Origin of the sequence: Pseudomonas sp. TKO26 (assembly GCF_003225665.1) — a bacterium.
Classification (GTDB): Bacteria; Pseudomonadota; Gammaproteobacteria; order Pseudomonadales; family Pseudomonadaceae; genus Aquipseudomonas; species Aquipseudomonas saponiphila.
This window is the reverse complement of record NZ_QKLN01000011.1, coordinates 1-11,933: the sequence shown is the minus strand read 5'-3', so window position 1 is coordinate 11,933 and position 11,933 is coordinate 1. Positions and strand designations below refer to the sequence as shown.

At 62.5% G+C, this 11,933-nt stretch carries 11 protein-coding genes and 1 pseudogene; 4 read left to right on the top strand and 8 right to left on the bottom strand.

Translation table 11 applies throughout. The features are described from left to right. Window positions 1-77: 77 nt before the first annotated feature. The 7 genes from glpE to DNK59_RS17080 all read right to left on the bottom strand — a co-directional run bounded on the left by glpE (window position 78) and on the right by DNK59_RS17080 (window position 7,740). Window positions 78-407 carry a thiosulfate sulfurtransferase GlpE gene (glpE, locus tag DNK59_RS17110; protein WP_092309297.1) on the bottom strand — a complete coding sequence of 110 codons (330 nt, stop codon included), beginning with the start codon at window positions 405-407 and terminating at the stop codon, window positions 78-80. Between the two features lie 33 nt (window positions 408-440). Further along, entirely contained in the window at window positions 441-1,310 is an 870-nt protein-coding gene (locus tag DNK59_RS17105) for a symmetrical bis(5'-nucleosyl)-tetraphosphatase (RefSeq protein WP_110723997.1), read from the bottom strand. Further along, window positions 1,310-1,690: a Co2+/Mg2+ efflux protein ApaG gene (apaG, locus tag DNK59_RS17100; RefSeq protein ID WP_060841373.1), complete on the bottom strand. Its 381-nt coding sequence runs from the start codon at window positions 1,688-1,690 to the stop codon at window positions 1,310-1,312. Before apaG ends, DNK59_RS17105 begins: the two co-directional genes overlap by 1 nt. A 126-nt stretch (window positions 1,691-1,816) precedes the next feature. Beyond that, on the bottom strand, window positions 1,817-2,629 hold the full coding sequence (gene rsmA / locus DNK59_RS17095; protein WP_092309303.1) for a 16S rRNA (adenine(1518)-N(6)/adenine(1519)-N(6))-dimethyltransferase RsmA: 813 nt from the start codon (window positions 2,627-2,629) through the stop codon (window positions 1,817-1,819). Then, on the bottom strand, window positions 2,626-3,615 hold the full coding sequence (gene pdxA / locus DNK59_RS17090; protein WP_110723996.1) for a 4-hydroxythreonine-4-phosphate dehydrogenase PdxA: 990 nt from the start codon (window positions 3,613-3,615) through the stop codon (window positions 2,626-2,628). The genes rsmA and pdxA overlap by 4 nt, the downstream gene beginning before the upstream one ends. Beyond that, entirely contained in the window at window positions 3,612-4,928 is a 1,317-nt protein-coding gene (gene surA, locus DNK59_RS17085; protein ID WP_042942111.1) for a peptidylprolyl isomerase SurA, read from the bottom strand. The genes pdxA and surA overlap by 4 nt, the downstream gene beginning before the upstream one ends. Continuing rightward, window positions 4,909-7,740 (bottom strand): LPS-assembly protein LptD, encoded by a 2,832-nt coding sequence (locus DNK59_RS17080; RefSeq protein ID WP_110723995.1) that lies wholly within the window; start codon window positions 7,738-7,740, stop codon window positions 4,909-4,911. The genes surA and DNK59_RS17080 overlap by 20 nt, the downstream gene beginning before the upstream one ends. Window positions 7,741-7,870: 130 nt before the next feature. On the opposite strand from DNK59_RS17080, the gene DNK59_RS17075 reads away from it, so the two are divergent. Genes DNK59_RS17075 through DNK59_RS17065 form a run of 3 tightly spaced genes read left to right on the top strand, consistent with a single transcriptional unit; the run spans window position 7,871 to window position 10,336 of the window. Next, a complete protein-coding gene (locus DNK59_RS17075) occupies window positions 7,871-8,896 on the top strand; it encodes an aminoglycoside phosphotransferase family protein (RefSeq protein ID WP_110723994.1) in 1,026 nt (341 codons plus the stop codon). Next, the gene (murU, locus tag DNK59_RS17070) at window positions 8,893-9,567 is read left to right on the top strand and encodes an N-acetylmuramate alpha-1-phosphate uridylyltransferase MurU (RefSeq protein WP_092309315.1); all 675 of its coding nucleotides are present in this window, start codon (window positions 8,893-8,895) and stop codon (window positions 9,565-9,567) included. Before DNK59_RS17075 ends, murU begins: the two co-directional genes overlap by 4 nt. A 1-nt stretch (window position 9,568) precedes the next feature. Beyond that, a complete protein-coding gene (locus DNK59_RS17065) occupies window positions 9,569-10,336 on the top strand; it encodes a TerB family tellurite resistance protein (RefSeq protein ID WP_110723993.1) in 768 nt (255 codons plus the stop codon). Window positions 10,337-10,393: 57 nt separating this feature from the next. Here the strand turns inward: DNK59_RS17065 and DNK59_RS17060 are convergent, their stop codons facing one another. Then, on the bottom strand, window positions 10,394-11,383 hold the full coding sequence (locus tag DNK59_RS17060) for an alpha/beta hydrolase family protein (protein ID WP_110723992.1): 990 nt from the start codon (window positions 11,381-11,383) through the stop codon (window positions 10,394-10,396). A gap of 74 nt (window positions 11,384-11,457) precedes the next feature. Between DNK59_RS17060 and DNK59_RS17055 the strand changes: the two are divergent. Then, window positions 11,458-11,874: pseudogene (locus tag DNK59_RS17055) on the top strand (transporter substrate-binding domain-containing protein); the annotation flags it as partial. Between the last annotated feature and the right edge of the window lie 59 nt (window positions 11,875-11,933).

The window sequence follows — 11,933 nt, the reverse complement described above, 5'->3', positions numbered from 1 at the left end:
GGAATTAGTTGCGCACTACCGTTCGTCCGGTGGCGCGTCAGCCCGCGTAGTACGCGGGCTGGAGCTCGGGAAAAAAATTATTCGGCGGTGCCTTGGGCGATTTCCGTCGGGTAGGTGCTACGCCACAGTTCGAAGCCGCCGTCGAGGCTGTAGACATCGGAAAACCCCTGGCTCACCAGATATGCGGCGGCGCTCTGGCTGGAGTTTCCGTGATAGCAGACCACCACCAGCGGGGCGTCCAGGTCGGCGCCGCGAATGAAATCGGAAATGGAGTGATTATCCAGATGCTGCGAGCCGCTGATATGGCTCAGGGCATAGGTTTGCGGGTCGCGGATGTCCACCACCACGGCGCCTTGCTCGCGCAGTGCCTGGGCCTGTTCTGGGGGAATGCGTTTGAATTCGCTCATGGCGGGCTCCTGGAGCTTGATAGTCAGCGCCGACTAGCGCTTTGCCGAAACAGGCAAGGGGTTGGGAGGAAGGTGTGCGGCGTGTCCCTGAGCATCGCAATCACAGGTAAGGCGCACGCCGCTGTCGACATTCAGCAGGGTCATGGACCCGCCCCAGACGCAGCCGCTGTCGAGGGCGAAAATACCGGGTTGGTTGCTGTGGCCTTCCAGGGCCGCCCAGTGGCCGAAGATGATCTTCAGGTCCCGGGTCTTGCGCTCCTTGTGACTGAACCAGGGGGCATAGCCCGCCGGGGCGGTATCCAGTCCTTCCTTGCTCTTGAGGTCGAGCTTGCCCTCGCTGGTGCAGAAGCGCATGCGGGTGAAATAGTTGGTGATGACCCGCAGGCGGGTCACGCCCTTGAGGTCGCTGTCCCATTTCGCCGGATCGTTGCCGTACATGCCGTCCAGAAAGGGTTCGAAGAGGTTGTCGTCACGAAGTGCTTCTTCCACCTCGGCGGCGCATTTGAGGGCCTTTTTCAGCGACCACTGAGGGGCGATGCCAGCATGCACCAAGGCCACATTGCGGGCTTCGTCGTAGTGCATCAGTTTTTGCTGGCGCAACCACTGCAGCAGCTCTTCGCGGTCGGGAGCCTCAAGGATCTCGCGCAGGGTATCGGACTTTTTCAGGCGCTCGATGTTGCGCCAGGCGGCCAGCAGGTGCAGGTCATGATTGCCCAGTACGCAGACCAGGGAGTCGCGGATCGAGTACAGGTAGCGCAGGGTTTCCAGCGACTGCGGGCCACGGTTGACCAGGTCGCCCACCAGCCACAGGCGATCCCGGGTTGGGTCGAAGGCGACTTGTGCAAGCAGGCACTGCAGCGGCTCCAGGCAGCCTTGCAGGTCGCCGACAGCGTAGGTTGCCATCAGTGCAGGGCTCCGGGGACCGCCAGGCGGAAGGGCGCAATGATGGCGTCGAACTGTTTGCCGTCTTCGGCGAGCATCTGATAGCTGCCCTGCATGTTGCCGACCCGGGTGGTCATCACGGTGCCGCTGCTGTAGGTGTGGCTTTTGCCGGCGGCGATCAGCGGTTGCTGGCCCACCACGCCGGCGCCGCGCACTTCTTCCACGTGACCGTCGCCGTCGGTGATCACCCAGTGCCGGGACAGTAGCTTGGCCGGGAGCGAGCCATTGTTATGAACGGTGATGGTGTAGGCGAAGGCGAAGCGGTTTTGCTCGGGTTGCGATTGGTCTGCCAGAAAGCGGGTGACGACGCTGACATCGACCTGATAACGAGGATCGGACATGCAAGAGGCCTTTAAAGCAAAGCGGGGCGCGGGACAAAGCTGATGGAGGTCAGTCTAGGTCAAGTACCGGGTAGTAAACCAGACATCCTGTCCGGCGTCCTACCCGATCTCGGGCAGGGGGAGCGCTCAGTCGGCGGCAGGCTTGGGCTGGTTGGCCAACTGGTCGGCCAGGCGCACGAAAGCGGCCAGGTCCAATTGCTCGGGGCGCAGGCTGCCGTCGACGCCGGCTGCTTCGATCTCGGCGCTGCTGAGGAGGGCCTTGAGGGTGTTGCGCAGGGTCTTGCGGCGCTGGTTGAAGGCTTCGCGCACGATGCGTTCCAGCAGCCGGTGATCCTTGGCCGGGTGTGGCAGTACCGCATGAGGCACCAGGCGCACGATGGCCGAGTCGACCTTCGGTGGCGGGTTGAAGGCGCCGGGACCGACGTTGAACAGGTGTTCCACGCGGCAGTGATACTGGACCATGATCGACAGGCGGCCCCAGTCACCGCCGCCTGGACCGGCTGCCAGACGCTCGACCACTTCTTTTTGCAGCATGAAGTGCATGTCGCGGATCAGCCCGGCGTTCTGCAGCAGGTGGAAGATCAGCGGAGTGGAGATGTTGTAGGGCAGGTTGCCGACCACCCGCAGGCTGCTTGGCGCCGCGCCCAGGGTGTTGAAGTCGAACTTCAAGGCGTCGCCCTGGTGCAGGTTGAAGTTGCTCTTGCCGGCGAACTGCTGGTTGAGGATCGGGATCAGGTCCTTGTCCAGCTCCACCACATCCAACTGCGCGCCGCTGCCCAGCAGGCCTTCGGTCAGGGCGCCCTGGCCCGGGCCGATTTCCAGCATGCGGTCTTCGGGCTTGGCGTGGATGGCTCGCAGGATGCGGTCGATGACGCCAGCGTCGTGCAGGAAGTTCTGGCCGAAGCGCTTGCGCGCCCGGTGTTGGTATTGCTCGCTCATAAACGGTTCTCGGCCATCTGGTAGGCGGTTTCCAGGGCGACCTGCAGGCTGCCGGTGTCGATCTTGCCGCTGCCGGCCAGGTCCAGGGCGGTGCCATGGTCGACGGAGGTGCGGATGATCGGCAGGCCGAGCGTCACATTGACGGCCGCGCCGAAGCCTTTGTATTTCAGCACGGGCAAGCCTTGGTCGTGGTACATCGCCAGCACTGCATCGCAGTGCTCCAGATATTTGGGGGTAAACAGAGTGTCCGCAGGCAAAGGACCGCGCAGGTCCATGCCCTCATTGCGCAGGCGCTCCAGGGTGGGTTCGATGATGTCGATTTCTTCGCGGCCCAGGTGTCCGCCTTCGCCGGCATGAGGGTTGAGCCCGCACACCAGGATGCGTGGCTGGGGGATGCCGAACTTGTGCTGCAAGTCGGCATGCAGGATCCGTGTGACCCGTTCCAGGCGCTCGACGGTAATGGCGTCGGCAATCTCCCGCAAGGGCAGGTGGGTGGTCACCAGGGCCACGCGCAGGCCACGGGTGGCCAGCATCATTACCACTTGTTCGGTGTGGGTCAGGTCCGCGAGAAACTCGGTATGCCCGGAAAAGGCGATCCCGGAGTCGTTGATCACGCCCTTATGCACGGGGGCAGTGATCATGCCGGCAAAGTGCCCATCCAGGCAGCCCTGGCCGGCGCGGGTCAGGGTTTCCAGGACGAAGGCGGCATTGGCCTGGTCCAGCTGGCCGCTGACCACCGGTTTGCCGAGGGGCGTGTCCCAGACATAGAGGCTGTCTGCGGGTGCGGGTTCAGTCGGCAGTTGCTCCAGGGTTACCGGCAGCAGATTGACTGCCACGCCCAGCTGCGCGGCCCGCTCAAGGAGCAGGTCGCGGCTGGTAATGGCAATCAGGGGATGGGGCTGGGGTTGCGAGGCGAGCAGCAGGCATAGGTCAGGACCTATACCCGCTGGTTCGCCGGGTGTCAGAGCGAAACGTCTGGGTTTCACTGTGCCGCCTGTTCAGCGCCAGGCAGCTTGATTTCGACGTAGGCTTCGTCACGGATCTGCCGCAACCAGGTCTGCAGTTCTTCGTCGTACTTGCGGTTACGCAGCACGGTCATGGCTTGTTGCTCGCGGGCCTGACTGGTGCTGTCGGTGGCGCGACGGCCAAGGACTTCCAGTACGTGCCAGCCATAAGGGCTCTTGAACGGCTTGGATAGCTGACCTTGTGGGGTCTTGGCCATCACTTCGCGGAATTCCGGCACCAAGGCATTCGGGTCGATCCAGTTGAGATCGCCGCCATTGAGCGCCGAGCCCGGGTCTTCCGAGTAGCTTTTCGCCAGTTCGGCGAAGTCTTCGCCGGCTTCGATGCGCTCGTAGAGCTTCTGCGCCAGGCGCTTGGTTTCTTCTTCGCTGCGAATCTCGCTTGGCTTGATCAGGATGTGGCGTACATGCACTTCGTCACGCACCTGATTGCCGCCGCCACGTTTGTCCAGCAGCTTGAGGATGATGAAGCCGCCTGGAGTGCGAGCAGGCTGGGTGATGTCACCGACGGCCATTGCGCTCAGTTCGCGATCGAACGGAGGTGGCAGTTGAGCGGCTTTACGCCAGCCCATGTCGCCGCCTTCCAGGGCGTTGTCGCTGCCGGAACGGGCAATCGCCAGCTGGGCGAAGTCCGCGCCTTGCTTGAGTTGCTGGTACACGTCCATGGCCTGGCGGGCGGCACTCTGAATCGCTTCGGAGTTGGCGCTTTCCGGGGTCGGGATCAGGATATTGGCCAGGTGCAGTTCTTCGGAGAGCTGCATCTTGCCCAGGTCCGAGGCCAGGAAGTTCTTCACTTCCTGCTCCGATACCTGAATGCGTTCGGCCACACGGCGTTGACGCACGCGGCTGATGATCATCTCGCGGCGAACCTGATCACGCGCGTCTTCATAAGACAGGCCATCGTGAGCCAGGGCGGCGCGGAACTGCTCGATGCTCATGCTGTTGCGCTGGGCAATGGTGCCAATGGCCTGGTTCAGCTCTTCATCGGTGATGCGGATGCCGGAACGTTCGCCGATCTGCAGTTGCAGGTTTTCAACGATCAGCCGCTCCAGAACCTGTTGTTCCAGAACGCTGGTAGGCGGCACGCCACCGCCACGCTTGGCGATGGTTTGCTGGACTTCGTGAACCCGCTGGTCCAACTGGCTCTGCATGACCACGTCGTTATCGACGATGGCCACGACCTTGTCGATGGACTGCACCGCGGCGCTGGCCGCGGTACTCAGGAACAGCGCGCCCAGCATCAGCGGGCGCAGACAATCAGAAAGCTTGGTCTTCACGTTCACGATAACCTTGGATGCCTTTGTCGAGGAAGCTCTCTACTTTGGTGCCCATGACGCCACCGAGACCCTTCAGAACAATTTGGAGGAAGATGCCGCGGTCGCCTTTCTCGTTCTCCGGAGCGTTCTGACTGAACTCGTCATACTTGACCCAGTAACGGCTGATCAGGCGCAGTTTCCAGCAGCAGTTGTCGTATTCGAAACCACCGAAGGCCTCGAGCGTGCGGTTACGGTTGTAGTCGTACTGCCAACGGCTGATGGCGTTCCATTGCGGCACGATCGGCCAGATCACCGAGAAGTCATGCTGCTGGATCTTGTAGTAGTCCTTCACGTAGCCAGGTTGGCCCGGAGTGCCATAGTCGCCGCCCATTTTCCAGGTGCCGCTGTTCTGGTCATAGCGGATCTGGTCGTTGCGATAGCGATAGCCGGCGTTGATAACCTTGTTCGGGTTGTCTTCAGGCTGGTAGTGGAGCATCGCACTGCCGGAGCGCGTGCTGTGGCTGTCCGGGTCCCAGTTGTAGTCGGCCGTGGTGCGCCAGTCGCGGTTGTAGCGGTATTCGTATTCAAGCGCGTAAGGCGAGACATTGGACGTGGCGTCGGCGCGGGTGCGGTAGTCGATGCCCGGAAGCTGGACGGTGCGGTCCTTGAAGTACATAGCCTGGCCGACGCTGATGCGTTGACGCTGGAAGCCGTTGTCTTCGATCCAGCGGCTGGTCACGCCCAGAGACAGCTTGTTCTCGTCGCCGACGCGGTCGGAGCCGGAGAAGCGGTTGTCACGGAACAGCGAGGCGTAGTTGAAGGTGTACTCGCCGGTATCGAACACCGGGATGTCCTTCTGGTCTTCCTTGGGTACATAGAGGTAGAACGCACGCGGCTCCAGGGTCTGGCGGTAGTTCTTGCCAAACCATTGGGTGTTGCGGTCGAAGTACAGGCCACCGTCGAGGCTGGCGATTGGTACGCCGCGGTTCTGCGAGCTCTTGTAGGACTCGCCTAGTGCTGAGGCATTATTCCTATTGGTGACCAAGTCGCCTTTGCCTTGCGCATCCAGATCAAGGTTGTACTGGGTGTACATGTACTTGAGGGACGGTGTCAGGTAGCCGTAGCTCCAGTTCAGCGGCAGGCTGACGCCAGGCTTGAGGTTCAGGCGGTCACCGTTGGAGCGGGCCAGACCAGCAACGTTTTCATCCAGGCGACGAGTTCCGATTGCATTGCCGCTGGCATCGAATGGGCCGCCGTCCTTGTCAAAGTAGTTGCCTTTCCTCAGGTCGCGCTCGAACCGCACCAGCTCGGTTTCATAGGTGAAATCCAAACCCTGCGGGTGGTACGGCAAGGCACCGTTGAAGGTGATCTGCGGCAGGCGGTTGTACGGGGTGATGTTGGATACGCTTGCCAGCTCGTACTCCTGTACGTTGAGGCGCGCAGTGTAGTCATCGCCACGATAGGTCACGACGCCTTGCTGGTTGACGTAGTCGGTGGACGACTTCACGCCGAGCTGATCGGTCTGCAGATCCTGGAAGTAGTAAGGATCACTGATCTTGGTGTAGTCAACCTCTGTCATCAGACGCGAATCAAGCCCGCCCTTGTGCTGCCAGTTGAGCATGTAGCGGGTTTTTTCGTAGTCGGTCTGCTTACTGCGATCGGTATCGTCGTCGTTGAGGTAGGCGGCGCCGAACTGACCTTCGCTGCTCTTGGTCAGGTAGCGGAACTCGCCTTCCATCAACAGGCCGCGCTTGGCCATGTAGCGTGGGTACAACGTGGCGTCGTAGTTCGGTGCCAGGTTGAAGTAGTACGGCGTGACCAGCATGAAGCCGGTATCACCACCACTGCTGATGCTCGGTGGCAGGAAGCCGGACTGGCGACGGTCGTCGATCGGGAAGTAGATATACGGGGTGTAGAGCACCGGAATGTCTTTGACCCGCAAGGTCACGTTGGTCGCGGTGCCGAAGCCGGTGGCCGGGTTCAAGGTGATGTTGTTGCCCTTGAGCTGCCAGGCGTTGCTGTTCGGTTCGCATGTGGTGTACGTACCATCCTTGAGGCGGATGATGGCGTTTTCCGCACGCTTGGCGTACAGCGCGCTGCCCCGTACCCGCGACTTGTGCATCACGTATTCGGCGTTGTCGACCTTGGCTTCACCGGTGTCGAGCTGCACGTCGGCATGGTCGCCGACCATCAGCGTGCCGTTGTCGCGAATCCGTACGTTGCCGCTCAGTTCACCGCGATTCTCGGCCTGATACAGGTTGGCCTCGTCGGCCTCGACCTGCATGCTGCCCTGACGCATGACCACGTCACCGGCCAGGGTCGCCACTTGTTCTTCCTGCTGATAACGCGAGGCCTTGGCACCGATAAAGGTCGGGGCGTCACTTTTATTCGTCTTGTCATTCATGCCAGGACGAATCGGTTCGATATAGGAACCAGAGCAGTAAGGACCGGTCTCGGCCAATTGTGCGGCGGTGAGCTTCTCGCGCGGCACCCAGTCGAGGTGGCTGTAGTCGGCACTGCGGGATTTCAGTCCACGGCCTTTGGCTTCGGTCACCAGCGTCGGCTTGTCGCCGCTGGCTGCTTCGCCCGCAGCGCCGGCATCAGCTGCTGTAGCAACGCTGGAGCTGACCGAGTTGGCGTCGTGGACCGGCCGTGGAGGCAGTTGGGCTGCGGTGGCTTTCGGCGCACAGGCCCAGCCACCCGAAGCAGAGACTGAGCAGTCATACTGTTCCGCAGCGACCACGAAGGAAGTGGCTAGAGGTTGCAGGGCCAGCAAACCGCCGGTAACCAGCAACGGGAATTTTTTACGAAACGCGGGGGATTTCAATGCCATCTTATTAGTCCGGGCTTCCTGCGTGCCATCTGCCCGCGGTGTGGGCCGCACGCCTCTCGATGGTCTGAAAAAGATGCTGGATAATAAAGCATGACCCGCTTGACGGCTAGCGCCGTCGGAGACCCTTGTAATGCCTGACCAAGATGTACGCTTGCAACACCTGAAAGTTTGGCTCGATGAGCAGTTGGCGATTGTTTACGCAGAGCAAGGCTGGGGCGAAGTGCCCCCGGCGACATTGACCGCGGCCAGTAGCGACGCGAGTTTCCGCCGTTATTTCCGTTGGCAGAGTGCGGACCGCAGCTTTGTGGTCATGGATGCCCCGCCCCCCCAGGAAAATTGCCAACCCTTCGTGGACATCGCCCATTTGCTGGCGACCTCGGGCATTAACGTGCCGAAAATATATGCACAGGATCTGGCGCGCGGCTTCCTGCTGCTCAATGACCTGGGCAACAAGACCTATCTCGACGTGATCGACGAGCACAATGCCGATGCGCTGTTTGGCGACGCATTGCAGGCATTGCTGGCGTTTCAGCAACTGCCGATGGCGGCGCCGCTGCCCAGCTACGATGTGGCTCTCCTGCGTCGTGAACTCGAGCTGTTTCCCGAGTGGTACGTCGGGCGCGAGCTGGGGATCACCTTTAACGCGCAGCAACGTGAACAGTGGCAGCGGGTCAGCGATCTGTTGATCGACAGCGCGCTGGCGCAGCCCAAGGTGCTGGTGCACCGCGACTACATGCCGCGCAACCTGATGCTCAGTGAACCGAACCCGGGCGTTCTGGATTTTCAGGATGCGGTCTACGGTCCCGTGACCTATGACGTCACGTGTCTGTTCAAGGATGCCTTCCTCAGCTGGCCGGAGCCTCGGGTCCAGAACTGGCTCAGCGACTATTGGAATCGCGCCCGGGCGTTGGGAATCCCGGTGCAGGACGATTTTGCAGCCTTTCTGCGTGCCAGCGACCTGATGGGCGTGCAGCGTCACCTCAAGGTGATTGGGATCTTCTCGCGGATCTGCCATCGCGACGGCAAGCCCCGTTACCTGACGGATGTGCCGCGCTTCCTTGCTTATATAGAAGCAGTGCTGGCCCGCCGTCCCGAGCTGGCCGAACTGGGCCAATTGCTGTGCAGCCTGAGCCAGCCCGCGGGGAGTGAGGCATGAAGGCGATGATTCTGGCGGCCGGCAAGGGCGAGCGCATGCGCCCCCTGACCCTGACCACCCCCAAGCCACTGTTGCCGGTGGCCGGTGTTCCCCTGATCGAATACCACCTGCGAGCCCTGGCCCAGGCGGGCTTTCGCGACATCGTCATCAACCACGCATGGCTCGGCCAGCAGATCGAGGATGCTCTGGGCGATGGCCAGCGCTGGGGCTTGAACATCCGCTACTCGGCTGAAGGCGAGCCGCTGGAAACCGCCGGCGGAATCTTCCAGGCCCTGCCATTGCTGGGGGACCAACCGTTCCTGGTGGTCAATGGCGATATCTGGACCGATTACGACTTCGCCGCATTGCGCCGCCCCCTGGCCGGGCTTGCCCACCTGGTCATGGTGGACAACCCGGCACATCACCCTAGCGGTGGTGATTTCTGCCTGGAGGGCGGGAGGTTGCATGACGCTCGTCCTGGCGTGGCGGCCCTGACCTTCAGCGGCATTTCGGTTCTGCATCCCGATTTGTTCCAAGGCTGCGTGGCCGGTCCTTCCAAGCTCGCTCCATTGCTGCGCGAAGCCATGGCCCGGGACCAGGTCAGCGGCGAGCACATGCAGGGACAGTGGATCGACGTGGGCACGATCGAGCGCCTGGCGCAGGTCGAGCGCCTGCTGCAAGCGAGTCGCTGATATGTGGTGGCCAGGGACTCTGATCGGAGCCGGAGCGGGTTTTGCAATTGCCAGCATTCCGGGGGCCATGCTTGGGGCATTGTTGGGGCAGGCGCTGGACCGGCGCCTGCAACTGCACAGCTGGGCACATGTGCGTGAGCGCCTGGGTGGACCCTCTGCGCTGCGCAACGATGAACTGTTGTTCGTACTGCTGGGGCGCCTGGCGAAAAGCGACGGTCGGGTGGTGGATGGGCACATTCAGCAAGCCCGCCAGGAAATGCGCTCGCTGGACATGAATGAAGCCGCACAGCGCAGGGCCATAGCGGCTTTCAACCGGGGCAAGTCGGGCAATGACCGTCTGCACGGTTACCTGCGGCGCCTCAGAGCCCAGCCTCACGCCGCGGAAGGGGTGCTGCGCGCCTGCTGGCGCATGGTCTGGGCCGATGGCCGTGTAGGGCCGGCTGAGCGAGAGCTGATCCAGCTCTGGGGCAAGTGGCTGGGCTGGACGTCGGAGCAGATCCAGGCCCTGGCACAGGATTATGGTCCGGCGAGACGCGCGCTGGCCGAAGCGCCGCTGACCTATCAGGAGGCGCTACGGCTGCTGGGGGTCGCCGCCACCAGCGAGCCATCGCAGATCAAGCGCGCCTATCGACGACTGCTCAGCCGTCATCACCCGGACAAGATCGCCGGCAGTGGCGCCAGTACGGAGCAAATACGCGAGGCCACGGAAAAGACTCGGGAACTGCACAGCGCCTATGCCCTGATCCGCCAGCGCCGGGATTTTCGCTGAGCTTGATAAGCCCGGGCCGCGCCGCCGTCGTCCCTCGGACGATGGCGGCCGGCGCTATCAGTTGTCGGTCTGTTGTGGGTTCAGCCAGCCGCGTACCCGACGGAACAGTTGCTCTTGCTGGGCGGCGGCGTTGCCGGGCACGGCCTTGAGAGGGATCTGGCTGAAGTTCGAGTGCTTCAGGCGCTTGCTGGCCTGCAGTCGCTCCAGGGCTGCTTTCTGTGCGGCGCTCTTGTCGGCGTAGAAAAAGTCCGCGGTGGCCAGTTTCAGGGTCGGTGTCAGTTCCGCCAGTTGGGGTTTGCCGTTGGCTGGCGTTTGAGCGGCGACCATCACCAGTTTTTGCACTTGCGAGGGCTGCTTCTCGCTCAGGTAGCGGGCGGCCCAGTAGGCGCCCGTGCCGTGGCCCAGTAACACGATGCTGCGCGCATTCTGTTGTTCGGCGAAGGCCAGGGCCGCGTCGATCCGGGTAAAGATCCGCTCGGCATCGGCCTTGACCTGTTCCTCGGTACTTTCCGCGACGACACGGTCGGCCACGTCGGTTTCGCCGCCGGCCACCTGTTCGATGGGCTTGGCTTCAGCGCTGGCGTCCTTGGCGGTGTTGCTCTTGTCGGTAGGCGCTGGAGCCGCCTCGACCACCCGCGGCTGGGCGGCTTCGCTGAGCATGTCCGGCAGGCTCAGGCTCAGGCTGCCCCAGTCGGTGTCCGGCAATTTGTTGCGCAGTGGCGCCACGGCTTGCGGCCAGTCAGCAGTCTCACCGGCGCCGGGGAGGATAATCACCACACCCTTGGGGTCGCTGGCGTTGGCCGGCTTCCACAGGGCCAGGAAGGTGTCGCCGCCGGCTTGCAGTTGCTGTTGCTCCTGGGCCGGCAACTGACGTGCCAGGGCACTGGCGTCTTCCTGGCTGCGCTCGGGCAGGGGTTGGCGTTGCGCCGGTTGTTCCTCGGGGGCCTTGGTTTGCGCAGCCGGATCGGCGGCTTGCACAGAAAAGGTCCAGGGCAGGATCAGCGACAGGCACAATGCAGGCAGTGCCGAGCGGTGGACAAGGGGCATCGGATATTCCAGGCCAGAAGTAATTCCGGCAGCCTAATGGGTTGGTCAGTATTTGTCAGGGTGTGAGACTTCAGATGATGCTTTTTCGCTGCCTTTTGCTTATCGGCTGTGTCGGCCTTCCCTTGATAGGCTGGGCGGCGCCGACGCCCCTTGGGCCCGTGGCGGCCTTGAGCCAGGAGCAGCGGCAATGGCTTGAACAGCACCCGGAGTTGCGAGTGGGCCTGGTGCTGCAGGCGCCTTTCGCTCAGTACGACCGGCGCCTGCAGCGTTTGTCCGGCGCCAACGTCGAACTGATGCAGGCGTTGGCCCAGGCGCTGAAGATCGAGCTCAGCTGGCGCAACTTCCCCGATCAGGCACAGCTGGAAAGAGCCTTGCGCGACGGCGAAGTAGACATGGCTCCGGGCCTGACCCAGACACCTGCCGGCCTGCGCCTGTGGCTGTTCAGCGACCCTTACATGCGTGTGCCGCAACTGGTGGTGGGGGAGCGCAAGGCTCTTTCCAGCTGTGCCTGATCGGGGAAGTTGCGCCAGCTGAGCTCGATCTTCAGCGC

Bases quoted from the DNA above. Each gene is read 5' to 3' on its own strand.
- DNK59_RS17075 (WP_110723994.1), top strand. From the start codon at position 7,871: ATGCCTGACCAAGATGTACGCTTGCAACACCTGAAAGTTTGGCTCGAT.
- glpE (WP_092309297.1), bottom strand. From the start codon at position 407: ATGAGCGAATTCAAACGCATTCCCCCAGAACAGGCCCAGGCACTGCGC.
- DNK59_RS17080 (WP_110723995.1), bottom strand. From the start codon at position 7,740: ATGGCATTGAAATCCCCCGCGTTTCGTAAAAAATTCCCGTTGCTGGTT.
- DNK59_RS17060 (WP_110723992.1), bottom strand. From the start codon at position 11,383: ATGCCCCTTGTCCACCGCTCGGCACTGCCTGCATTGTGCCTGTCGCTG.
- DNK59_RS17065 (WP_110723993.1), top strand. From the start codon at position 9,569: ATGTGGTGGCCAGGGACTCTGATCGGAGCCGGAGCGGGTTTTGCAATT.
- murU (WP_092309315.1), top strand. From the start codon at position 8,893: ATGAAGGCGATGATTCTGGCGGCCGGCAAGGGCGAGCGCATGCGCCCC.
- DNK59_RS17105 (WP_110723997.1), bottom strand. From the start codon at position 1,310: ATGGCAACCTACGCTGTCGGCGACCTGCAAGGCTGCCTGGAGCCGCTG.
- apaG (WP_060841373.1), bottom strand. From the start codon at position 1,690: ATGTCCGATCCTCGTTATCAGGTCGATGTCAGCGTCGTCACCCGCTTT.
- rsmA (WP_092309303.1), bottom strand. From the start codon at position 2,629: ATGAGCGAGCAATACCAACACCGGGCGCGCAAGCGCTTCGGCCAGAAC.